Here is a 23,917-nt window from a genome sequence, read left to right as displayed (position 1 = left end):
CAAATTGCGACAGGTGGGGCCCTAAGCCTTTCCCTGATTTCGAGTGCCCATTCGTCGCGGCTCGCCGGCCGGTTGCGGATGGCGGTGCAGAAAAAAAAACGGCAGGAGAGTTGCGTCTCCTGCCGTCAAAGTCGTCGGCGGGTAACACCACCGGGGGTAAACGACAGCACCCCCGCCGACGTCTCTCGATCAGCGTTTCCGGCAGCCGCCTCCGATCGGGTCGCCGTGCGCCAGATGGGCCGGCACCGCGCGCTTGTTCACATGCAGGCTGCGGCCCTTGTGACAGATCTGGACCTCGCTCGGAATGTTGACGATCACTTCAGCCTCGTGGCTCGGCAGCTTGCCGTCGCCGGCCATCACCGTGAGCTGGTAGGCCTCGCGTCTGAAATCGATGCGCTTGGGCTGCGCGATGCGAATGTCGCCGGTAACCGCGTCGATCTCGAAGATGCCGGCGCCGGTGCCGCCCTTGATCTGCCAGCTGCCAATCACGTCGTTCTCGTCGGCGTCCTCGGCAACCACCGTGCCGACCGTGTTCAGCGGCGCTTCTCCCAGCCGGAACTTCTGATCGTTGCGAATGACGGGGCGACTGTCGTTCAGGTATCGGGCAGCGAAGGTCGCGAACGTCGGCCAGTTCGGCGTCGAGATGTGACCTTCGATCTGGCGCCGCCAGCCCACCGTGCCATCGATGAACGCCACATTGAATGGCGGCGTGCCGCCGATCGATTCGCCGGGCCCCGAAGTGAACACCGTGCCCTCGGGAACGATCTGTCCTTTCCAGCCGAGCAGGTTCCACACCGGCGAGGCCAGCCGACCCGAAAGGAATGTGCCGCGCGGATCGGCCCAGGCATCGCCGAAGCCGGGCGGCGTGTCCGTACCGTTGGTGACGAAGATGGCGCGCGGTGCGAGCAGCGACGTGGTCGAGTGCGCATCCACATCGAGCAACTCGAGCTTGCGTGGCATGAGCTGCCCTTCGTGCAACGGGCCGGCGTATTTCAGAATGTTGCCATTCACCCAGTGATATTCACCGGTGGAGCTGGCCACGAATTCCAACGACTCGCCCCAATGTCGACGCGCCATCGCCGTTCCCATCGCACCCGCGTCGCTGGGCCAGGCAACGACGACGCGCTCATCGTAGGCGGCCGTAACCAACGTCGCCTTGCCGTAGCGCGAGTGCCCCTGCACGGCGATCTTGTCGCCATCGAAGTCTTCATCGCGATCCAGCGCGTCGATCAGCCGGCTGACTCCCCAGCCCCATGCGACCAGCGCGCCAGGATCGTCCGGCTTGCGCCATTGGCCTTGCGTGACCAGGCCGATGAGATAGCTGGACAGGTTGCCGGTGTTGCCATTGTCCGGCTGTACTTGGGTGGGCAGGTAATTGCAAACACCGATGCCATACGGCGCGGTGTATTGGAAACGATTCACGCCTTCGCCATAAGTGACGACGGCGGGATATTTCTTACCGGCCTCGGCGGGATAGCGACAGGTCGCATTGACGATCGGCACATTGCGCAGCTGCGGATAGCGCGATGTATCGACCGTACCGGTGAATGTTTTCTCTCGATAGGGATAGTCGACGCCGCCGACCACTTGCGTCCCGGTCGTCACGGCGCTCACCGCCCAATTCACCTTGATGCCGGGATCGATCGGCTTACCGTAGAGTTGCTCTTGCACCAGCTTGAAGATTTCCGGCCGGCGCTTTTGCCACCAGTCCGTGGCGGTAGCGACTTCGCCGCCGTCCTTCATGCTTAACAGATCGATGTCGGTATACCGCGGCGAGGAAAACGGACCGTAGTCGCCGAAGCCGCTCATCGCCCCGCCCGCTGCGCCGGCGGAATCGTCATAGGTGTGCCACAAACCGAAGTTGGTGCGCACGACCGTATGACCGAGCGCGTCGGTCCAGTTGCCTTCGGGACTGGCGGGGCTCGATGGCCACGCGTTCGTGGGACGATTCGGATCTTGCAGACGCGGCGGCAAGTCCGGAAACGAAATGCCGAGCTGGCACAGCATGCGATCGCGATCCTGCGCCGATGTGACGGTCGCATCGGGCATCGCCGGCAACGCGCAGTTCTGCGCCTGTGATATCAACGGAAGAAGCAGTGCTCCCGCGAGCGTCCCTATGACGCTGCCGCGGGGGAAGGAACTAACATTCATGTCGATCCCCCGAGCTGTTCGTGTTTGTTTCGACTCGCCGCGGCCCGAGGATTGCCTCGGGCCGCGAACGAAGATGCTCCGTGCGTGCTGGTCTCTCTAGTTGATCAGAACTTCCCGCGCAGGCCGACGATCACCGTGCGGCCGGGCTCATACTGCGTGAACGTAGAGTTCGGGAACTGGAAGTACTGACGCTGTTCCTCATCGAACAGGTTGATCACGTCCACCGTGAGCTGCGGAATGAACTCGGACCAACCGAACATCGTCGCGAAGTCGAAGCTGGACGAGAAGTCCCACTGCTCGTAGTCATCGTTGAAAATCGCCGCGGCAGCGATGCCGTTCTGATTCAGACCCGACGCTTGCGTGCCCTGGCTGAACGTCGTCGACAGACGCGCGCTGATGCCGAAGTTCTCGTAGTAGATCGTTGCGTTGTAGGTTTCCGGCGCGACGCCGACCGCCACCGCCGGCACCTGGCCATCGCCCTTCTGATCGACGATCGTGTAGTTCGCCGTGACGCCGAGGCCCTCTACGCCCAGATCCGCGAGCAGGAAGTCGAGCGGCTGCACCCAGTTGAGCTCGAGGCCGTTCACCGTGAGGCGACCGTCCGCGTTCACCTGTTGATTCAACACCACCGTGGCCGCGCTCGGTCCGCCGCGAGAATTGATGGCCTGCTGTTGCGTGGGGGTGAGGCTGTCGAAAGTCACGCCGTACAGCGAGAGATCGCTGAACGGAACGGTCTTCGAGCCGAGCACCGTGAATCCGTCGATACCTTTTCGGAACGCGGTCGCGCCGACGTAACCTTCCTTGCCGGTGTAGATCTCGAAACCGAGGTCGATGTTGTCCGACAGGAACGGCTTCAGATCGGGATTGCCGACCGTACCGACGTCCGCCGACGGCGTGCTGAAGCCCAGACCGGGCAGCATGTCGTTCGGATTCGCACGGGTCATGGATCGCGACGCTGCGGCGCGCAGCACCACGTTGTCGGTAACGTTGAAAGCGACATTCGCCGACGGCAGCCAGTTTTCGTACGTACGCTCGGTCTCGACGAAGTTCACGATGTTCGGATAGCGCGAACCGTCCGGTATCGAGGTGCCGTCTGGCAGCGTGTTACGAGGATCGGCGATCGAGACGCGACCACCGACGGTCTGATCGGTGCGAACGAAGCGCACGCCCACGTTGTAACGCAGCCGCTGCTCGCCCACGTCGACGTCGCCGTTGACCTCGGTGTAGAAGCCGGTGGACTGCTCGCGAATCAAACCGCCACTGGCGCCGGTGTTGGACGAACTGGCTTGCGGCGAGTTCGCGTGAAACTGCGCGTACTGCGAGTCACGCGCGAAAGCATCCCAATCGGCAGTGATGAAGCCCGGGCCCGGCCGCAGATAATTCACCAGCGACGACTGCGGAATCAGCGAGCCTTGATAGTTCAGCGCCGGGGCGCCCGCGGAGCCACCCGCGCCCAAGCCCGGATACGCCGGGTAACCCGCCGGTGCTGCGCCCGGCGCAACCGCTCCCAAGCAAGCCGGCTGAGAATTCGGTGTCTGCAGGAAAACGTTCGGATTGTTGCCGCACACCGCGTTCTGCCAGGCCTGGCTGTTGTCGAACGCGAGAATCCGACGCTCGACGTCGTCGTATGCACCGCCGACGCTGACACTGAACGCGCTGTCGCCCCACGTCAGGCTGGCGCGCGTGCCCTTCGTCTCGGTCTCGCGCTCTTCATCCTGCATGTTGACGCGGCCGCCCGCCCAACCGAAGTTCGCCGGATTGTTCAGATCGAGCGAGCTCTCGATGGTCGGAATGCCGCCGTTGTTGACGTAGTTGACCGTCATGCCGGAATTGGCCGGTGTGCTGACCAGGAAGGTCGGCGATTCGCGATGGAATTCGCTGTGCGTGTAATCGGCCTGCCAGTTCAAGCTCAGCTTGTCGGTCAGCTGCCATTCGAAGCCCGGGTTGGCGCCGTAGAACTCGGTGTCTTCGATGAACGGCCGGTACTCGAGGAACGCCTGCGCATTCGCGAACGTTGCGCTGGTCACCACGCAGCCCTGCGCGCAGTTGGCGCGGTCCACTTGCATGTTGAGCGGGATCATTGCGCCGTTGCGCCCGACCAGGTTCATGTCGATGCGCTCCAGGTCGTTCTCCTTCTTGCCGTACATCGTGTCGAGGTAGGCATGGAAGGTATCGCTGGGGCGGAATTCGAACGCGGCCACGGCGTTGTAACGATCGCGATCGCCTTCGATCACCGCGGGACGACCCAGGCGCGGAATGATGGCGTTGTCGATCTGTTGCAGCGTCAGGCCCGGATTGTGAGCCAGCAGGAAATCCTGATTGATGGCGTCGCCCGGCGTCAGCCCATTGCCGGCGTTGCTCGGCACGGTTTCCGCGATGGTGAAGTTGCCGCCGCCGCTGCCATTACAACCCGATCCAGCCCGGCATTGCGCCTCAGCGTCGGAGATGATCGTGTTGTTCGACCGGCGCGTGCCCGGTACGGTGAGATTCGGGTTGGTCCAGCCGATGGTTTCGAAGCCGGTGGTCTTCACTTTGTTGTGAACGCCGGCCACGCCGATCAGCGCGCCGAAGCTGCCCCAGGTATTGCTGGCGACAATGGAGCCGCGGCTGCCCATCGAGTCGGCATTGCTGTTGTCGATGCCCTGAATCGAGTAAGCCATGTGCCCGCCTTCGTTGTCGAAGGGACGCGCGCTGCGCATGTTCACGGTGCCGGCGGCGCCGCCTTCGAGCATGGCGGCCGTCGGCGTCTTGCTCACCGTCAGCTGTGAGAACAATTCCGTTGGAAACATATCGAGATCGACTTCGCGGTTCGTGCTCGCCGCATCGGTGCGGCCGGTGGACGCAACCGCGACCGGTGCGCCATTCAGCAGCACTTTGGTGAAGTTCGTGCCGAGACCGCGGATCGCGATATTCAGGCCTTCGCCCGAAGTTTCGCGGTTGATGGTGATACCGGGAATACGGTTGAACGACTCGGCAATGTTGGTATCGGGAAACTTGCCGATGTCCTCGGCGAAGATGGCGTCGACGAAGCCCACCGCGTCCCGCTTGGCCGAGGTCGAACTTTCCAGACTCTGGCGGTAGCCGGTGACCACCACCTCTTCCAGCGCGCTCTCATCGCTCGGCGTGGTCGCAGCCTCTTGAGCCTGCGCGAACTGCGCCTGGCCCAGCACGGCAGCGATACAAATGCTCAGAGCTCTGCTACGGGCGGCGCGCCCTGCGTCCAATCTGCGAATACTCACAATCCCCTCCCATCACGAACGTTACGACGTGCGCCGAACGGCGCTGCATGGCAAAGGGAGGGAGCCCGCGGCTTTGGCGGCAACAAAGAGCCGAGGCAAAAGCATCGTTCTCTCCCCCTGACAAATTCCGGTCTTTTATCTGGGCCAGCCGCGCTCACAGCGGGCCGCCCTGTTGCTTTCCAGCGAAGGCGATTTGATGATAGCGCTCACAATTCGACAAAAGCAACCGTTCCTGGCGAGCGCTCCGTCACAAACTCTCGGGGCCCGCTTCCAGGCCTGTTGTAGCGCCGACGCCATCGAGAAAATTCGTCTAAAAATAGCGTCGCTCGCGAATGATGCCCGCGCGCCACAGTGGCTGAACGAACACTGGCGGGAGGACTTTGCAGGGGCGATTGACCCCGACCGGGGGCCTGGGTTAATGATACCGGTATCAAGTTATCTAACAATGACGGGCCCCTTTTTCAGCCCGTCTCACAACCCTAGGGGGATCCATGGTGCGAGCTTTTAGCCTGGCCGCGGCCGGCCAGCGGATGCGTCATCCGAGTGCGAAATTGGGTGTTCTGATCGCTGCGGTGCTGATGGCCTCGGGGGTATCGGCGCAGTCACGCAGCGAACGCCCCGTATATAAAGACCCGGCGGCGCCAGTCGAACAGCGCGTGCAGGACCTGCTCTCGCGCATGACTCTGGAAGAAAAGATCGCGCAAATCACCGCGGTCTGGTCCAGGAAGAATGAGCTGCTCGACGCCAAGGGAAACTTCGTTCCGGAGGCCGCGCAGAAGCTCTATCCCGCCGGCATCGGTCATTTCACACGACCGAGCGATCGTCAGGAGGTCGGCAGTCCGCTGCAAACGCCATTTCGCAACGAGCGTGAGACCGTCGAGCTGATCAATGCCATCCAGCGTCATGCCACGCGCAACACGCGACTGGGCATTCCGGTTTTGTTTCATGAAGAAGGCCTGCACGGCCATCAGGCGCTCGGCGGCACGAGCTTCCCGCAAGCCATCGCACTCGCGAGCAGCTGGGATCCGCAGTTGCTCGAGCGCATTTTCACCGTCGTCGCCCGCGAGATTCGCGCTCGCGGCGCGCATCTGGTGCTGGCGCCCGTCGTAGATGTCGCGCGCGATCCGCGCTGGGGGCGCTTCGAAGAAACATACGGCGAAGATCCCTATCTCGTGAGCACGTTGGGCGTGGCGGCGGTGCGCGGATTCCAGGGCACCACCCTGCCGCTCCCCAAAGATCGAGTGTTCGCGACGCTCAAGCACATGACGGGCCACGGCCAGCCGGAGAGCGGCACCAATGTCGGCCCGGCGAATATTTCCGAGCGCATCCTGCGCGAAGTGTTCTTCCCGCCATTCAAAGCCGCCGTCGCTGCCAACGCCCAGGCAGTGATGCCCTCATACAATGAAATCGACGGCGTACCCTCGCACGCCAATCACTGGTTGCTGCAGGACATTCTGCGCGGCGAGATGGGTTTCAAAGGCGCGATCGTCAGCGACTACTTCGCGATCAAAGAACTGATCGACGTGCACCACGTCACGACCGATCCGGTCGATGCCGCGGTCCGAGCGTTGAAAGCAGGCGTTTCTTCGGACCTGCCCAACGGTGAGAATTTCGCGTTGTTGCCGAAGGCGCTCGCCGAGGGCCGCATCCAACAGGCGGAGATCGATAGGGCTGTCAGCGACATGCTGCGCCTGAAGTTCCTCGCGGGCCTGTTCGAACAGCCGTTTGCGGACGCCAAGTACGCCGAAAAGATCACCGGTAACGCCGAGGCTCGCGCCTTGGCGCTGGAAGCCGCCCGCAAGTCCGTTGTGCTCCTGAAGAACGATGGCGTGTTGCCGCTGCGTGCCGATGGACTGAAAACCTTGGCAGTGATCGGACCGAATGCTGCTCGCGTCGAGCTCGGCGGTTATTCGAACGTTCCCAAGCACGCCGTCACACTGCTCGACGGCATCAAGGCCAAGGTCGGTCAGCGCGTGAATGTCGTCTCGGCCGAAGGCGTGCGGCTCACCGAGAGCGGCGACTGGTACACCGACGAAGTCGTCCGCACGAAGCGTGAAGACAATCTCGAACGCATCAAGGAAGCGGTGAAAGTCGCGCAAGGCGCCGACGCCATCGTGCTCGCCATTGGCGGCAGCAGCGCTTTGCATCGCGAGGCGTGGGCGAAGAACCATCTGGGCGACAGCCTCACCCTCGGCCTGACGGGGGAACAGAGCGAGCTCGCGGAGGCGATGTTTGCTCTGGGCAAGCCGGTCGTCGTGGTGCTGATCAACGGCCAGCCGCTGTCGATTCCGCAGGTCGTGGAGAAAGCCAACGGCGTGCTCGAAGGCTGGTATGCCGGCCAGGAAGGCGGCACGGCTTTGGCGGACGTGTTGTTCGGCGATGCGAATCCGGGCGGCAAGCTGCCGGTCACCGTCGCGCGCGACATCGGACAGTTGCCATTCTTCTACAACCAGAAGCCGAGCGCGCACCGCGGCTATCACTTCGACTCGAAGGAGCCGTTGTTCCCCTTCGGCTTCGGTCTGTCCTACACCAGGTTCGAGCTCGGCGAGCCGAAGCTTTCGAGCGCACGCATCGGCACCGACGGCAACGTGAGAGTGTCGGTGGACGTGCGCAACACCGGCTCCATGCAGGGTGATGAAGTCGTGCAGCTGTACGTACGCGACGTTGCCAGCTCGATCACCCGCCCGGTGAAAGAGCTCAAGGCATTCCGCCGCGTTTCGCTGCAGCCCGGCGCGTCGACGACCGTCGAATTCAGTTTGACCAAGGACGCTTTCGCGTACTGGAATCAGGAGATGAAGTACGCGATCGAGCCGGGCGAATTCACGATCATGACCGGTCCCAACTCGGCTGAGCTGAAGTCCGCGACCTTGACCATCGGCGACTGATCGACGCTGTGGCGTCCGCCGGTTCCGGCGGACGCCATTGCCCGAACTAGCGTTTCACTTCAAACGTCTGTCGAGCGCGAATGTCGGCGCTCGACGCACCGATCTGCACTTCGTACTTGCCGGCATCGACCGTGTAACGCTTGGCGTTCACGTCGTAGTGACGCAGATCGTCGGACGCCTCGAGCGTGAAGCTGACATTGCCCACCTCGCCCGGCTTCAACGCAACGCGCTTCATGCCGCGCAGGTCTTTATTGGCCCACTGCTGCTTGGAGTCCTTCGGCGCAACGTACAGCTGAACGACTTCCTCACCGGCGTGAGCGCCAACGTTTTTCACGGTGAGCGACGCCTGAATCGTTCCATCCGGAGCGACGTTCGCGCGATCCAGCTTCAGGTTCGAATATTCGAAGCGCGTGTACGACAGCCCGTGGCCGAACGGATACAACGGCTGGCCCGTGAAATAACGATACGTGCGGCCCTGCATGGCGTAGTCATCGAAAGCCGGCAGCTTCTCGTTCTCTTTGTAGAACGTGACGGGCAGACGGCCCGACGGGTTCACGTTGCCAAACAACACATCCGCGACCGCATTGCCGCCGCGCTGCCCCGGATACCATGCCATCAGGATCGCAGGCAGGCGCTGCTGCGCCCAATCGACGGCGAGGGCCGAGCCGCCCGTGAGCACCAACGCAATCGGCTTGCCCGTCGCCTGCAGAGCTTCGAGCAACTTTCGCTGGCTGCCAGGCAAGCGCAGATCGGTGCGATCGCCGCCGGCGAAGCCCGGATAGCTCACCTTCATCTCCTCGCCTTCGACGTCGCCGGTCAGACCGCCGACGAACACCACGGCATCGGCAGCGCGAGCTGCGTCAATTGCTTCCTCGAATGGCGCCTTGGCGCCCGGGCGTCGCCAGCCCAGACGGATCTCGGCATCGCGGATGTCTTCGAAGTATTCGAGCTTGATCCGATAGGCCCGGCCGCCTTCGAGATCCACGCTGGCGCTGTGACTCTTCACGCGTTCGTTCTGATCCCAGCCGTTCACGATCAGGCGATCGTCGATATACAAACGCACGCCATCGTTCGCCCCTACGACCAATTCATATTTGCCCGAAGTCGGCGCCAACAGCTGACCGGTCCAGCGAACACTGAAGTCATCGCCGGCCAAAGCCTGCTCATTGGACAACTCACCTCGCGCAGCCAGATCATCTGTCGGCGCGCCGCGATCCCAGCGAAACGCGATTCGCGAATCGACGCGTGTCATCACCGGCGCGCCCGCGAGATCGCGGCCCCGGAAATATTCGCCCTTCAGGCCCTGCTCTTTCGAATTTGCGTCGGGCCGCAGGAAGTTCGCGTCGATCAGCGGCACCGCTCGCGGCTCTTCCCGACCTTCGACCAGGTCCGCGCCACGCGAGTAGATCACCTTGGTCTGCTTGCCGGCCGCTTCACGAATACCCTGCAGAATCGTCACCGGCGCCGCCGGTGTGCCGTAGTAATTGCCGAGCAGCGACATCACTTCGTCCGCCGTCGGGCCGATGACGGCCAGCGTTTTGATATCGCGCGAGAGCGGCAGCATGCCATCGTTCTTCAGCATCACGATGGAGGACTGCGCAGCGCGCCGCGCCAGCTGATCGTGCTCGGGCGATTGATTGACCGAATACGGAATCTGCGCCCAACGAACGCGCTCCGGCGGATCGAACATGCCCAGCTGGAAGCGCGTCAGCATCAGCTTGCGCACAGCCCCGTCGATCTCCTTTTCGCTGATCAGGTTTTGCTTCACGGCTGGCAGGAGAGCGTCATAGGTCTTACCGCAGTCCAGTTCGCAGCCATAGCGCACGCCCAGCGCGGCGGCTTCAGGCGCCGTGGCAACGATCTTGTGATATTTCCAGATGTCCTCGATGGAATCGCAGTCCGAGACGACATAACCTTCGAAGCCCCAGTCCTTGCGAAGAATCTGCTGTAACAGCCGCGGACTGGCGGACGCCGATTCTCCGTAAACGCGGTTGTATGCGCCCATCACGGACGCAACCTTGCCCTCCTGAACGAGCGCTTGGAACGCCGGCAGATACGTTTCGTAAAGATCGCGCTCGCTCGGGTGCACGTCGAAGTGATGACGATCCGCCTCGGGTCCGCTGTGCACCGCGAAGTGCTTGGCTGTAGCGTCGACCTTCCGATACTTCGGATCGTCGCCCTGCAAGCCCTTCACGAACGCGACGCCCATGCGCGCTGTGAGCCATGGATCTTCGCCGTAGGTTTCCTGTCCGCGGCCCCAGCGAGGATCGCGGAAGATATTGATGTTCGGCGACCAGAACGTCAGGCCCTGATAGCGCTTGCGCAAACCGCGACGTGCGAATTCGTGATGCTTGGCACGTGCCTCGTCACTGATGGCAGTCGCAATCTCGAGCATCAGCTTCTCGTCGAAGGTCGCGGAGAGACCGATAGCTTGCGGGAATACGGTCGCGGAGCCGGCGCGAGCGACGCCGTGCAATGCTTCGTTCCACCACTCGTACTCGGGCACGTCGAGCCGCGGAATGGCCGGCGCGTTGTTGCCCAGCTGGGCGACCTTTTCTTCCAAGGTCATGCGCGACACCAGGTCGGCCGCACGTTCCTCGAACGACTTGTTCAAATCCTTGTATACGGGTTGCTCCGCAGCTGCCGAGAATGAAACGGACAGCAGCGCGGCAACGATCAAAGCAAGCTTCGTCGATCCCGACTTGGTGTAGCGCATGGTTACCAATCCCACATTGAGCCGTCTTCGAGACGAGCGATAGGTAGTTGTTTAGGCGAGTATGGATATTTCGCGGCGAGCTTTTCGTCGATGGTGACGCCGTGTCCCGGCGACTCGCCACAGTGCAACCGACCATCGCGGAAGCGATAGTCGTGTGGAAACACTTCGTCGGTCTCCTTGGCGTGGTGCATCCACTCCTGAATGCCGAAGTTCGGCACCCAGGTGTCGAAGTGCAGCGCCGTGCCCATGCACACTGGAGAGAGATCGGTTGCGCCGTGGAAGCCCGTGCGCACTTGATATAGCGATGCAAAGTCCGCGAGCCGCCGGACGTGCGTAATGCCGCCGGCGTGCACGATGGTCGTGCGAATGTAATCGATGAGCTGATTCTCGATCAGATGTTTGCAATCCCAGATCGAGTTGAACACCTCGCCGACGGCGAGCGGCGTGACGGAGTGGTGTCGGATCAGCTCGAACGCCTTCTGATTTTCTGCGGGCGTCGCATCTTCCAGCCAGAACAGGCGATAGGGCTCGAGACTGCGCGCCAGACGCGCCGCCTCGATCGGGGTCATCCGGTGATGACCGTCGTGCAGCAGCTCCACGTCGTTGCCATGATCGATGCGCAACTGCTCGAACAGCTTCGGCACGATCTCCAGATACTTCGGCGTCGACCACAAGGTTTCCAGCGGCAGCTGAGTTTCCGCCGGCTCGTAAGCCTTGCCGCCGCTCGCAATTCCGTAGGTCTTCGCCAACCCAGGCACGCCGCACTGAGCCCGGACCGCACGAAATCCCATCTCGATGTAGCGAGCGACTTCATCGCTGGTCTGGGCGATGTCGCGACCGTTGGCATGCGCGTAGACGAGCGCACCCTCGCGAGAACGACCGCCGAGCATTTGATAAAGCGGCAAGCCGGCGAGCTTCGCAACGATGTCCCACAAGGCCACGTCGACAGCAGCGATCGCCGTCATCGTCACGGGGCCGCGACGCCAATACGCGCCGCGATAGAAGAACTGCCACGTGTCCTCGATGCGACCGGCATCTTTGCCGATCAAGTTGGGAACGATGTGCTCTTGCAGATAGGCCGCGACGGCCAGCTCACGACCGTTCAGCGTGGCGTCGCCGAGCCCGGTGATTCCGGAGCGCGTAACGATCTTCAACGTAACGAAATTACGACCCGGACAAGTCACGATCACCTTGGCGTCGACGATCTCGCGATCCCGACTCGAGCCGGCCACTGCTGGCGACTCCTTCTCGACCTTCATCACTTTACCTCGATCTGGAACGGGCCGGCCGGCAGCGGCACTTCGTCGTATAACGTGCACACGGGGCTGTCGGCCCAGCAATAACGGACGCGCGTCGCGGTCCCTGAGTTCGCGCTCTTCAACAGCACGCGCGGACCTTGAATCGTCGCTTCGGCGTATTCGCACGTGCCCGCACCGGCGCCGCACGTTTCGAAGCCGATTGGATGCGCGGCGCTGTACGCCACGAGCTTTCCGGTGACGTCCGTGAATTCAACTGAAACGGCGTCACCCTCGCGACGCGCGCTCACCGGCACAGGACCGGACGGCGGAGCAGCGTCCTTGTAAAGAACATGCCGAGCCGCTCGAGCAAGGCGGCGCGCGACTTCTTGTTTGTTGGCCGGATGAACGTCGGTGTACTCGCCCAAGTCGATGGCAATGGCAAGAGCCGCGTTCGGGTCGGCGTTCACCGCCAGGCGCTGCGCTTCTCGCGTCTTCGCCCAGCCGCTCTCGGTCGGTTGGGTCGAGGCCGGGCCGTAGCCCGCGAGCTGCACCACGAAGAACGGCACGTTCGCACCGAACTGCGTGCGCCAATCGGCCATGAAGCGAGTCAACAGCGCCTGGTACTGATCGCTTTCATCCGTATTGGATTCGCCCTGATACCAAACGACACCACGCAGGCTGAGATTCGACAGCGGCGCGATCATGCCGTTGTGAATCACGCCCAATCCGGCGGTTGCCTCCCAAGGCGCGCGCAACGGAAACGCCGCGTTGGCCGGTGGCAGCTGGTAATGCCATTGCTTGTTGAGCACGACGCTCGAGCCGTCGGCAAAGCGAATTGCACGACTTTCCATCGGACCGGGCAGACCGCCGCTCGCGTATGTATCGAGCACGCTAACGACGACCGTGTTCTCTCCAGCACGCAACAGCTTCGGCGGCAACTGGTAGGACTTCTCGCCACCGGGGCCCGCGGCTCCGACCAGCCGGCCGTTGATCCATACCTGATCGGACTCATCTGCACGCCCCAGCGCGAACGTGGCCTGCTGCGCGGCTTGTGACTTCGTCAAAGTCACATTCGTCCGATACCACAGCATGCCGTCGTACTTGGCCAACTCGGCCACACCCCAGTCTTCCCAGTAGCCGCGCTCGACCGGCGCAGGCTTCCACTCTCCACTGGGCTTCGTGCTCCAAGGCTCGTAGCCCGGCCGATCTTTGGTGCGCTCGCGCCACCAGCCTTCCCAAATGCTGGCCCACTGAGCGTTCGCGGCGATCGGGTCTTTGCCAGACAGCGCCAGCGCATCCAGCGCGCCGTCATAAGTCCTCATGGAACGAAGCGCCGGCGCCGTCATCCAGGACTGGATCTTCGATCCGCCCCAGGCCGCGGCAATCAAGCCCATCGGCACCTTGTCTTTCTTCTGCAGCTCGCGCGCGAAATACAAACAAACGGCCGAGAACTCCGGCACTGTCTGCGGCGACGCCTTCTGCCATTGCACCGGGCTGGCAAAACCGTACTGGGGCACTGGATTGTTCGCCAGCGGCACGGTGAGCATGCGGATGGAGTCGTTCTTCGAGTTGAGGATCTCGGAGCGAGAATCGAGCGCGCGGTGGACTTGCAGAACCATATTCGACTGGCCCGAGCACAACCACACATCGCCAATCATCACATCGTCGACGACCTGCTTTTCGCCCGAGGCCGCGGCGACGGACAGCTGATAAGGACCGCCCGCGCTCATGCTCGGCAGGCTCGATCGCCAGACACCTGTCGAGTCCGCCTTCGCCTGTACGCTCGAGTTGGCCAGTGTCACCGTAAGTGACTCACCCGGCTGGGCCCGCCCCCAGACATTGATGGCCTGCTCACGCTGCAGGACGACGTGATCCTTGAACAGGTCGTGCAGCAGTGGCGCCGCATTTGCGCTCGACGTCGAGAGCACTACCAACAACACGCCCGGGAGCCACTTCGACATGCAGCAGGTCCTCATGATCAGTGATGTCCCGGCGCGTAGGGGAACTCGAGCGACTTGTAATAATCGAGCGAGTGCTCTGGAGGCGCGAAGCCTGCGGGCAGCGGTCGCTTCGAGAACGTCTGGAAGTAGGCGATGCTGGCATCGCGCCACCATTTCGCCTCCTTCTCCTGAATCTTAAGAAACGCCGCGACCTGCTGATGGCGCTCGGCATCGACCAACGGCGCCAACCCTTGCCACGTGCCTTCCATCTCGCGAACCGTATCGACACCGCGCGTGTATCGATACACCAGTTCGTCCCAAAGGATGCGGCCAGACTGCGTGCGATGGTCCCAAGGCACGTGATGGAACCACAGCAGGAACTGCTCGGGCACCCGCTTGAGATCGCCAAACTGCGCGGCCACCGGCGGAGCATATTGAGCGACGGCGTTGCTGCCCGTCTTCGTGCGATCGAAGCCAATGCCGTTTGCGTCGGCGCGATGGTAGTAAACGGAAGTCCAGTCGGCGCGCGGGCCGCCTTCGACCCACGGTCCCGGTCCGTAGTGATGGCCGCGACCCATCAAATGGTGCAAACCAAGAGGCGTCATGTAATCGACGACCGCCTCGTGCGACTTCATCATCATCGCGACCACCGGCTGCACGAACTGCGGAGCGTTCGAGAACGTCATCCGCACCCATTCTTCGGCCAGGTCCTTGGAGGACAGCATCGGATTCCAGGCGAGGCGCCCGAAGGCATACCAGTTCGCTTGCTCGAACTGCGCGCCGCTCCAGTTGCGATCGGTGCCGATATTGGCGACGCCAGCGATGGCCGTGCGCGCGTAGTTATGAGCGGAGCCATCGAGGATCTTCGCCACCGTCGAACCCTGACGCGGGCGATAGGTGTCCGCGCGCAGCACTTCTTCGTAGAACGCGCCGAGATAAACCAGGTGCGTCGCGAAGCCCAGATATTCCTTGGTGATCTGGAATTCCATGGCCAGCGGCGTCTTCGGCATGGCGCCGAACAACGGATGGAACGGCTCGCGCGGCTGGAAGTCGATGGCGCCGTTCTTCACCTGCACCAGCACGTTGTCGCGGAACTTGCCGTCGAGCGGCACGAACTCGTCGTAGGCCTGCTTGGCGCGATCGTCCGGCTGCTCGTGCGAATAAACAAACGCACGCCAGATCACGGCGCCGCCGAACGGTTTCACCGCATCGGCCAGCATGTTCGCGCCGTCGGCGTGAGTGCGACCGTAATCCTGCGGGCCGGGCTGTCCTTCGGAGTTCGCTTTGACCAGGAAGCCGCCGAAGTCGGGAATGAATTTGTAGACTTCGGCAGCCTTCGCTTTCCACCACTGCTGCACGGCCGGATCCGCCGGATCCGCCGTCTTCAAGCCGCCGATTTCGACCGGAGCACTGAAGCGCGCCGTTAGAAACACACGGATGCCGTACGGACGAAACACGTTCGCCAGCGCTGCGGCCTTTTCCAGATAGGGCGCCGTCAGCATCGTCGCGTTTGCATTGACGTTGGTGAGCACCGTCGCGTTGATGCCGATCGATGCGTTGGCGCGCGCATAGTCGGTGTAGCGCGGATCGAGATAGTCAGGCAGCTTGTGCCAGTCCCACAGCGAAAAGCCTGCATAACCGCGCTCGACGGTGCGGTCGAGATTGTCCCAATGATTCAGCATGCGCAGCTGAATTCGCGAGGACTCGGTGAGGTTGATGTTGCCCAGCGGCTGCTGGGTCTGCAGCAGACGCAGGAAATGGAACACGCCGTACAGCACGCCGACATCGTCGTTGGCCGCGACGATCACCGTCGCCTGGCCATTGATGGGCCGGTGACGAATCACATAGCCCTGCGCCGCCAGTCCCTTCAATCCCAGATCGAACCGAGCAATCTGCGCGTTCGACTGTGGCGTGCCGATCACCAGCGCGGGTGCAGACACACGCTCGACGGCAGCAGGCTGTTGCGACAGCAAGCCGTTCAACCCACGCAACAGTTCATCCTTGGCGGCAACCAGCGTCGGCGACGGAGTCGGCATCACGAGCTGGGTGGTGGCGCCGACATAACGGGCGCGGTGTTCGGCCGGCAGTGGGTGATAGCGAAGCCAGAGCTCATAGCCATCTTCCGCGGCTGCCGGCTGCACGAAGAGCGCCGCGCACAGCGCCCAAATCGACAACACTGCTCGAAACAAAGGCGCGCACCCGCCACCTAGCGAACGATGACCTGGCGCCATCTCTTCCCCCTACCATCGGCTAACCGGAGTTTTGGTAACGGTAACACGGGCGCTCAACGCGCTTCCACCCTTCCCGCTCCAAGGCAATAATGTGCTGAATTCATGAGCCCATCGGGCCCGCCACTTACAACTTGCATGCAAAACGCACCTCGCAAAGCCAGGAATTCGGCCACATCGACGCGCCGTAAAAGCGCCGCTGTCACCATCCACGAGGTGGCCCAGCGCGCCGGCGTCTCGCCGATGACGGTGTCGCGCGTGGTCAACGGCAACGCCAATGTGCGAGCCGCGACCCGCGAATTGGTGATGCGCACGGTGCGCGAGCTCAACTACACACCGAACGCCGCCGCCCGTTCGCTGGCCGCGGCGTCGGGCACCCGGATCGCATTGATCTATACAAATCCGAGCTCGGCCTACTTGAGCGAGTTGCTGGTCGGCGCGCTCGACGGCGCCAGCAAGGCCGCGACCCAACTGGTGCTCGATACCTGGGATCACATGACGCGCGCGACCGAACGAGCCGCCGCTCGCAAGATCGCCCAGAGCGTGGCGGGTGTGATTCTTCCGCCGCCGCTGTGCGAATCGAAAGCCGTTTGTTCCGAACTGGTGGCCGCTGGAATTCCGGTCGTCGCGATTGCCTCCGGGCGCTTCCAGCCCGACATTTCCGGCGTGCGCATCGATGACTTTCGCGCAGCGCAAGAGATGACCGATCACTTGATTTCGTTCGGACATTCGCGCATCGCGTTCATCAAGGGCCATCCCAATCAGACCGCCAGCGCCCTGCGTTACGAAGGTTTCCAGGCGGCCATGGCGGCGGCCGGCGTGCCGGTCGATCCGACCCTGGTTCAGCAAGGCTTCTTCACCTACCGCTCCGGCCTGGAGGCGGCGGAGAAACTGCTCGCGCGCAAGAAGCCGCCAACGGCCATTTTTGCCAGCAACGACGACATGGCCGCGGCCGCCGTGTCGGTGGCTCACCGCCGTGGAATGGATGTACCGCGCGACATATCCGTGGTCGGTTTCGACGATACGCCGACCGCCACTACGGTCTGGCCCGAACTGACGACCATCCGCCAGCCTATTGCCGCGATGGCGGCCTCTTCCATCGACCTGCTGTTACGGAGCATTCGCCGCCGTAAGGACGGCGAAGCGCGGGTCGTGGTCGATCACGTCGTGGCTCACGTCCTGGTCAAACGCGACTCGGTAGCCGCCCCCGGCCCAGGCTGATTCCGCGCTTCGGAGCGCATTTTCCTCCGCTAGTCCTACGTTCCGGTAAGGCAAGGTCGCGCTTGAATTTTGATAGCGCTATCAACTACGCTCGTCCAGTAGCATGAGGCCGTTGAGAGCCTCGCTTCGCCAATTCACTTACAGGCGTCATCTCAGGGGGCGCAATTTATGTCACAGGGGATTCCCCAGGCCGAGCTGAATCCCACGCTGGTGCGTGGACTTGCGTTCGTCGCTGCACTCGGCGGACTGCTGTTCGGCTACGACACGGCCGTCATTTCCGGCGCGGTCGGCGCCATCGACCACAACTTCATCCTGCCGCGAGGGCTGCCGGAAACCAGCGCAGCCAGCCTGTCCGGTTGGGCCATTTCCTGTGCCCTGCTCGGCTGCGTGATCGGCGCAGCGTTGGCCGGTCCGATGTCACAGAAGATCGGACGGCGCGGCGGCCTGATGGTCTCGGCCGTCCTGTTCATCCTCTCCTCAGCCGGCTCCGCCTACCCGGAATTCGGCTTCCTGGGCGTCGGCGGCGACGGGCCCGAAGCGCTCAGCTCGTTCATTCTTTATCGAATCCTCGGCGGCATTGGCATCGGCGTGGCCTCGATGCTCTCCCCGCTGTATATCGCCGAGATTGCTCCGCCCAAGCAGCGCGGCCAGCTGGTCACTTATCAGCAGGTCGCCATCGTCGTCGGCATGACGCTGGTGTACTTCGTGAATTGGTTCATCGCCTCGCAGGGCGACGACCAGTGGGTGCTGTCGACCGGCTGGCGCCTCATGCTGCTGTCGGCTGCACTGCCGGCTGCTTTGTTCCTCGGCCTGTTGCTGCTGGTGCCCGAAACGCCGCGCTGGCTGGTGATGAAAGGTCGCATGGACGAGGCTCGGAACGTTCTGGCGCGCCTGACGAACGAGACCGAAGCGCGCGTCGTGCTCAAAGAGATCGACGAATCGCTGCACGAGCGCACCGGAAAATTGTTTGCTTTCGGCGGGCTGGTGATCTTCGTCGGCATCATGCTGTCGGTGTTCCAGCAGTTCATCGGCATCAACGCAGTGCTCTACTACGCGCCGCTGATGTTCCAGAACATGGGCGCCTCGACCGATAGCGCGCTGTTGCAGACGATCATCGTCGGTGTGGCCAACATCGTGTTCACGCTGGTCGCACTGGTGACCGTGGATCGCTGGGGCCGCAAGCCGCTGCTGATCCTGGGCGGCGTGGTGATGGCGGTCTCGATGCTGTCGCTCGGCTTCCTGTTCAACAGCCACAACGTCGGCACCGCCGCGCTGGTGGCGGTGGTCGCCTACATCGCCGGCTTCGCGCTCTCGTGGGGCCCGGTGGTGTGGGTGCTGCTGGCGGAGATCTTCCCGAACCCGATCAAGGGCAAGGCGATGGCCATTGCGGTGGCCATGCAGTGGATCGCGAACCTTTTCGTTTCCTGGTCGTTCAAGGTGCTGGACGGTAACTCGGCGTTGAACGCGATGTTCAACCACGGCTTCTCCTACTGGATCTATGGCGTGATGAGTATTCTTGCCGCGCTGTTCGTGTGGCGCTTCGTGCCCGAGACCAAAGGTCACAGCCTGGAAGCCATTCAGCACCTGTGGATGGAAAAGCCCCAGGGCGACGCCAGCTCCTCAGCGGCGTCCAAGGCCAGCACTGCTAACGCGCTCTGATCGATCTATTTATGAGACTACTTGCCCATCTTCCGGCGGACTGGCGTGAGGCCACCTTGGTTGGCCGCATCGCCACGGCCGCCGGCCCGACTCCGGTCGTCGTCACTCGCGGTCGCGTTCGTGACGTGTCGCGAGTCGCGCCGACCGTTTCCGATTTGCTCAACAATTGGAACGGCTCGCTCCCGGACGGCGATGACCTCGGTCCGCTCGAGCAGCTGGCACTGTCGGCTGCTTTCAACGGCGGCGCGAATGCATCGACACGCTTGCTCGCGCCGGTAGATCTGCAATGTGTGAAAGCCTGCGGCGTGACATTCGCCGTCTCGGCGGTGGAACGCGTGATCGAAGAGCGCGCTCGTGGCGACTACGCCAAAGCTCAGTCCATTCGCAATGCACTAGGCGAACGCGTCGGCGCCGACATTCGCTCGGTCAAGCCCGGCTCGGCCACTGCAGTCCGCTTGAAAGAAGCGCTGATCGCCGACGGCTTGTGGTCGCAATATCTGGAAGTGGCGATCGGTCCGGATGCCGAAGTGTTCACCAAGTCCCCGGTGCTCTCCTCGGTAGGCTGGGGTGACTGGATCGGCGTGCGCAAGGAATCGCAATGGAACAATCCGGAGCCCGAGATCGTGCTCGCGTGCGATGCGAAAGGCCGCACGCTCGGCGCATCACTCGGTAACGACGTGAATCTGCGCGATATCGAAGGCCGTAGCGCGCTGCTGCTCGGCAAGGCGAAGGACAACAACGCGTCCTGCGCCATCGGCCCCTTCATTCGCATGTTCGACGCGACCTTCAGCATTGATGACGTGCGCCAGACCGTGGTGTCGCTGACCGTCGAAGGCCCCGAGGGCTACAAGCTCGAAGGCCGCAGCTCCATGTCGTTGATCAGCCGCGATCCGCTCGAGCTGGTCGAGCAGACCATGAGCCAGCACCAGTATCCGGACGGCTTCGCGCTGTTCCTCGGCACCATGTTTGCTCCCACCGACGATCGCGATGTGGCCGGCCGCGGCTTCACGCACAAAATCGGCGACATCGTGCGCGTGTCCTCGCCTCACCTGGGCACGCTGGAGAACAAACTCACGACTTCGGACCAGGCGCCACCGTGGTCCCACGGCATCGCTCATCTGATGCGCAATCTTGCCAGCCGGGGCTTGTTGGCCCAGCGCTCCACTTAAGCTCAGGCTCAGCTCACTCTATGTCTCACACCGTTTATCCCTCGCTTCGTAACAAACGTGTCGTCGTCACCGGCGGCGGCTCCGGCATCGGTGCGGCGATCGTCGAAGCGTTCGTCCGCCAGGGCGCGCGCGTGGCGTTTCTCGACATCGCCGACGACGATTCCAAACAGCTCGAGCGCCAGCTGGAATCCAGCAGCGCCACGCCGCCTCGCTACTACCGCTGCGATCTGAAGAGCATCGACACGATCCGCGAAACGTTTCTGCGCGTGCGTGCCGACCTGGGCGGCGGCGTCGATATCCTGGTGAACAATGCGGCCAACGACGATCGTCACACGCTGCAGGAAATCACCGAGAAGTACTGGGACGATCGCATCGCTGTGAACCTGCGCCATCACCTGTTCTGCGCGCAGGCCGTGGTCGAGGACATGAAGGCGGCCGGCGGCGGCGCCATCATCAACCTCGGCTCGATCTCCTGGCACCTGGCCCTTCCCGACCTCGCCATCTATCAGACCGCAAAGGCCGGCATCGAAGGCCTGACCCGATCGCTGGCCCGCGACTTGGGAACGTTCGGGATTCGAGTGAATTGCGTAGTACCGGGCGGTGTGCGCACGCCGCGCCAGATGAAGCTGTGGCACACGCCGGACGAAGAGGCGCGCATGCTCGGCCTGCAATGCATCAAGGCTCGCGTCGAGCCGCACGACGTGGCCAACATGGTGGTGTTCCTGTCGTCGGACGACGCCCGCATGTGTACAGGACACGAATATTTCGTGGATGCTGGCTGGCGCTGAGCCAGCGAAATCTCACATCACGGACTGACCATGGGCAAAGTCGATTGCGTCTGCGCCGTGGGCGCCCAACTGGGTGAAGGCCCGCTCTGGTCGGCGCCAGAGCAGGCCGTCTGGTTCGTTGACATCAAAGGCCGCCAGGTTCATCGCTTCGACACTCGTGGCAGCGCGCTGAGCTCGTGGGCGGCGCCGGAAGAAGTCGGCTTCATCGTCAAGGCCAGCGGCGGACGCTTCGTCGCCGGCACGAAGAGCGGCCTGCATTCGTTCGATCCGACGAGCGGCAAATTCACGTTGATCACGCGCGTCGATTCGGACAAGCCGCGCAATCGACTCAATGACGGTTACGTCGACGGCGCCGGCCGCCTGTGGTTTGGCTCCATGGACAACGAAGAGTCACAGCCAACCGGCTCGTTGTACCGCTTCGACCACCGCGGACTGCGCCGCTGCGACGAGAACTACGTGATCACCAACGGTCCGACGACCAGCCCGGACGGCCGCACGCTGTATCACGTCGACACCCTGGAACGGATCATCTACGCCTTTGACTTGAACGACGGCGAGCTCAGCAATCGCCGCGAGTTCGCCCGCATCCAAAAGCCAGGCGCGTATCCGGACGGTCCGACGATCGACGCCGAGGGCTGTGTATGGATCGGCCTGTTCGGCGGCTGGGGCGTGCAGCGCTTTTCGCCGCAGGGCAAGCTGCTGCAAACCATCGAGATGCCGGTCGCCAACTGCACGAAGGTTGCCTTCGGCGGCAACGACCTGCGCACCCTGTACATCACCACTGCGTGGAAGGGCTTGTCCAAAGAGCAGCTCGCCACGCAACCGCTCGCCGGAGGCCTGTTCGCGACCCGCGTCGGCACGCCCGGCGTGGCTCCGAACGAGGTTCGTTATGACGGCTAAGCGCCGCTTCCGCTCCCAGGATTGGTTCGACGCCCGCGATCACATCGACATGATGGCGCTCTACCTGGAGCGCTTCATGAATTACGGCCTGACGCCGAAAGAGCTGATGAGCGGCAAGCCCATCGTCGGCATCGCTCAGAGCGGCAGCGACCTCACTCCCTGCAATCGCATCCATGTCGATCTGGCCACGCGCGTGAAGGAAGGCATTCGCGATGCCGGCGGCATTCCGATGGAATTCCCCACGCATCCGATCTTCGAGAATTGCCGGCGCCCGACCGCGGCCCTGGATCGCAATCTCGCCTATCTCGGCCTGGTTGAAATCCTGCACGGCTATCCGATCGACGCTGTCGTGTTGACGACGGGCTGCGACAAAACGACGCCTGCTGCCGTAATGGCAGCATCGACGGTCGACATCCCCGCCATCGTGCTCTCCGGTGGCCCGATGCTCGATGGCTGGTTCGAAGATGAGTTGGTCGGCTCCGGCACAGTGATCTGGAAGAGCCGGCGGCGTCTCGCCGCGGGTCAAATTACCGAACAAGAGTTTCTCGATGCGGCCGCAGCTTCCGCGCCCTCGCCCGGCCACTGCAACAGCATGGGCACCGCGTCGACGATGAACGCCGTCGCTGAAACGCTCGGCCTGTCGTTGCCGGGTTGCTCCGCCATTCCCGCGCCGTATCGCGAGCGTGGTCAGATGGCGTATGAGACCGGGCGTCGTGCCGTTGAAATGGCCTTCGAAGATTTGCGCCCGTCCAAGATCCTCTCGCGTGAATCGTTCCTCAACGCGATCACTGCAATTGCGGCCCTCGGCGGCTCGACGAATGCGCAGCCGCACCTGACCGCAATGGCACGGCACGCCGGCGTGGAACTGAATCCTCAGGACTGGACCAGGTACGGTCATGAGATCCCGCTGCTGCTCAACATGCAGCCTGCCGGCAAGTATCTGGGCGAGCGCTTCCATCGCGCCGGCGGCGTCCCAGCGGTTCTGCACGAGCTGATCGAAGCAGGCAAGCTGCACCCCGACGCGATGACCGTCACCGGTCGCACGTTGAAAGAAAACGTCAAAGGCCGCGCGAGCCGCGACCGCGAGATGATCACGACCTACGACAAGCCTCTGCGCGAGCGCGCGGGCTTTGTCGTGTTGAGCGGCAACCTGTTCGACTTCGCGATCCTCAAGGCGAGTGTGATCACCGAAGATTTCCGCCGTCGCTATCTGGGCGAAGCCGGGCACGACAACGTGTTCGAAGGTCGCGCCATCGTGTTCGATGGCTCCGATGACTATCGGGCCCGCATCAACGATCCGGCGCTGAATATCGACGAGCGCAGCGTGCTGGTGATTCGCGGCGCCGGCCCGCTCGGCTGGCCCGGCTCTGCCGAAGTCGTGAACATGCAGCCGCCCGATGCGCTGCTGAAGCGCGGCATCGCGAGCTTGCCGACGATCGGCGACGGCCGGCAGTCCGGCACCTCCGACAGCCCGTCGATCCTGAACGCCTCTCCGGAAAGCGCCGCTGGCGGCGGCCTCGCCTGGCTGCGGACCGGCGACATCATCCGTATCGATCTGAATCAGTCCCGCTGCGACATGCTGGTGTCCGATGAAGAGATCGAACGCCGCAAGAAGGACGGCATTCCCCCGGTCCCCGAAAGCGCGACGCCGTGGCAGGAGCTGTATCGCTCCACCGTCAGCCAGCTCGATACCGGCGGGGTGATGGAAATGGCGTTGAAATATCGGCAGGTAGCCAAGAAAACGCCGCGGCACAATCATTGAGCCACGCTCGCCAGCCCCTGT

At 62.9% G+C, this 23,917-nt stretch carries 13 protein-coding genes; 7 read left to right on the top strand and 6 right to left on the bottom strand.

Annotated elements, in window-relative coordinates; genetic code table 11:
- Positions 1-189: 189 nt before the first annotated feature.
- Both EK373_RS07900 and EK373_RS07895 read right to left on the bottom strand, forming a co-directional pair.
- On the bottom strand, positions 190-2,151 hold the full coding sequence (locus EK373_RS07900; RefSeq protein WP_129642151.1) for a cadherin repeat domain-containing protein: 1,962 nt from the start codon (positions 2,149-2,151) through the stop codon (positions 190-192).
- A 104-nt stretch (positions 2,152-2,255) separates the two neighbouring features.
- Positions 2,256-5,390: a TonB-dependent receptor gene (locus EK373_RS07895; protein WP_198683142.1), complete on the bottom strand. Its 3,135-nt coding sequence runs from the start codon at positions 5,388-5,390 to the stop codon at positions 2,256-2,258.
- 491 nt (positions 5,391-5,881) lie between these two features.
- On the opposite strand from EK373_RS07895, the gene EK373_RS07890 reads away from it, so the two are divergent.
- Positions 5,882-8,275 (top strand): glycoside hydrolase family 3 N-terminal domain-containing protein, encoded by a 2,394-nt coding sequence (locus EK373_RS07890; RefSeq protein ID WP_198683141.1) that lies wholly within the window; start codon positions 5,882-5,884, stop codon positions 8,273-8,275.
- Between the two features lie 46 nt (positions 8,276-8,321).
- Here the strand turns inward: EK373_RS07890 and EK373_RS07885 are convergent, their stop codons facing one another.
- The 4 genes from EK373_RS07885 to EK373_RS07870 are packed head-to-tail and all read right to left on the bottom strand — an operon-like array spanning position 8,322 to position 16,400.
- Positions 8,322-10,991, bottom strand: a complete 2,670-nt coding sequence (locus tag EK373_RS07885; protein WP_129642150.1) for a glycoside hydrolase family 3 C-terminal domain-containing protein — start codon at positions 10,989-10,991, stop codon at positions 8,322-8,324.
- A gap of 2 nt (positions 10,992-10,993) precedes the next feature.
- Positions 10,994-12,250 (bottom strand): D-mannonate dehydratase ManD, encoded by a 1,257-nt coding sequence (gene manD / locus EK373_RS07880; protein WP_129642149.1) that lies wholly within the window; start codon positions 12,248-12,250, stop codon positions 10,994-10,996.
- Positions 12,250-14,190 (bottom strand): sialate O-acetylesterase, encoded by a 1,941-nt coding sequence (locus EK373_RS07875; RefSeq protein WP_129642148.1) that lies wholly within the window; start codon positions 14,188-14,190, stop codon positions 12,250-12,252. The genes manD and EK373_RS07875 overlap by 1 nt, the downstream gene beginning before the upstream one ends.
- A gap of 17 nt (positions 14,191-14,207) precedes the next feature.
- Positions 14,208-16,400 (bottom strand): alpha-glucuronidase family glycosyl hydrolase, encoded by a 2,193-nt coding sequence (locus EK373_RS07870; protein ID WP_129642147.1) that lies wholly within the window; start codon positions 16,398-16,400, stop codon positions 14,208-14,210.
- 135 nt (positions 16,401-16,535) lie between these two features.
- Between EK373_RS07870 and EK373_RS07865 the strand changes: the two genes are divergently transcribed.
- The 6 genes from EK373_RS07865 to EK373_RS07840 all read left to right on the top strand — a co-directional run bounded on the left by EK373_RS07865 (position 16,536) and on the right by EK373_RS07840 (position 23,896).
- Complete coding sequence (locus EK373_RS07865; protein ID WP_129642146.1) at positions 16,536-17,618, top strand: LacI family DNA-binding transcriptional regulator; 1,083 nt, start codon at positions 16,536-16,538, stop codon at positions 17,616-17,618.
- Between the two features lie 168 nt (positions 17,619-17,786).
- The gene (xylE, locus tag EK373_RS07860; RefSeq protein ID WP_129642145.1) at positions 17,787-19,277 is read left to right on the top strand and encodes a D-xylose transporter XylE; all 1,491 of its coding nucleotides are present in this window, start codon (positions 17,787-17,789) and stop codon (positions 19,275-19,277) included.
- 11 nt (positions 19,278-19,288) lie between these two features.
- A complete protein-coding gene (locus tag EK373_RS07855) occupies positions 19,289-20,446 on the top strand; it encodes a fumarylacetoacetate hydrolase family protein (RefSeq protein ID WP_129642144.1) in 1,158 nt (385 codons plus the stop codon).
- Positions 20,447-20,466: 20 nt separating this feature from the next.
- Positions 20,467-21,234, top strand: coding sequence for an SDR family NAD(P)-dependent oxidoreductase (locus tag EK373_RS07850; protein ID WP_129642143.1), 768 nt, complete (start codon positions 20,467-20,469; stop codon positions 21,232-21,234).
- Between the two features lie 30 nt (positions 21,235-21,264).
- Positions 21,265-22,134 carry an SMP-30/gluconolactonase/LRE family protein gene (locus tag EK373_RS07845; RefSeq protein WP_129642142.1) on the top strand — a complete coding sequence of 290 codons (870 nt, stop codon included), beginning with the start codon at positions 21,265-21,267 and terminating at the stop codon, positions 22,132-22,134.
- Positions 22,124-23,896: an IlvD/Edd family dehydratase gene (locus EK373_RS07840; protein ID WP_129642141.1), complete on the top strand. Its 1,773-nt coding sequence runs from the start codon at positions 22,124-22,126 to the stop codon at positions 23,894-23,896. Before EK373_RS07845 ends, EK373_RS07840 begins: the two co-directional genes overlap by 11 nt.
- Positions 23,897-23,917 lie beyond the last annotated feature (21 nt).

The organism is Peristeroidobacter agariperforans, assembly GCF_004138335.1.
Classification (GTDB): Bacteria; Pseudomonadota; Gammaproteobacteria; order Steroidobacterales; family Steroidobacteraceae; genus Steroidobacter; species Steroidobacter agariperforans.
The sequence above is the reverse complement of the archived record's forward strand: the minus strand, read 5'-3'. Positions and strand labels throughout refer to the sequence as shown.

Excerpts from the sequence above, each read along its gene's own strand:
- EK373_RS07840 (WP_129642141.1), top strand. The coding sequence starts at position 22,124 with ATGACGGCTAAGCGCCGCTTCCGCTCCCAGGATTGGTTCGACGCCCGC.
- EK373_RS07885 (WP_129642150.1), bottom strand. The coding sequence starts at position 10,991 with ATGCGCTACACCAAGTCGGGATCGACGAAGCTTGCTTTGATCGTTGCC.
- xylE (WP_129642145.1), top strand. The coding sequence starts at position 17,787 with ATGTCACAGGGGATTCCCCAGGCCGAGCTGAATCCCACGCTGGTGCGT.
- EK373_RS07850 (WP_129642143.1), top strand. The coding sequence starts at position 20,467 with ATGTCTCACACCGTTTATCCCTCGCTTCGTAACAAACGTGTCGTCGTC.
- EK373_RS07855 (WP_129642144.1), top strand. The coding sequence starts at position 19,289 with ATGAGACTACTTGCCCATCTTCCGGCGGACTGGCGTGAGGCCACCTTG.
- EK373_RS07845 (WP_129642142.1), top strand. The coding sequence starts at position 21,265 with ATGGGCAAAGTCGATTGCGTCTGCGCCGTGGGCGCCCAACTGGGTGAA.
- EK373_RS07875 (WP_129642148.1), bottom strand. The coding sequence starts at position 14,190 with ATGTCGAAGTGGCTCCCGGGCGTGTTGTTGGTAGTGCTCTCGACGTCG.
- EK373_RS07900 (WP_129642151.1), bottom strand. The coding sequence starts at position 2,151 with ATGAATGTTAGTTCCTTCCCCCGCGGCAGCGTCATAGGGACGCTCGCG.
- EK373_RS07890 (WP_198683141.1), top strand. The coding sequence starts at position 5,882 with ATGGTGCGAGCTTTTAGCCTGGCCGCGGCCGGCCAGCGGATGCGTCAT.
- EK373_RS07870 (WP_129642147.1), bottom strand. The coding sequence starts at position 16,400 with ATGGCGCCAGGTCATCGTTCGCTAGGTGGCGGGTGCGCGCCTTTGTTT.
- EK373_RS07865 (WP_129642146.1), top strand. The coding sequence starts at position 16,536 with ATGCAAAACGCACCTCGCAAAGCCAGGAATTCGGCCACATCGACGCGC.
- manD (WP_129642149.1), bottom strand. The coding sequence starts at position 12,250 with ATGAAGGTCGAGAAGGAGTCGCCAGCAGTGGCCGGCTCGAGTCGGGAT.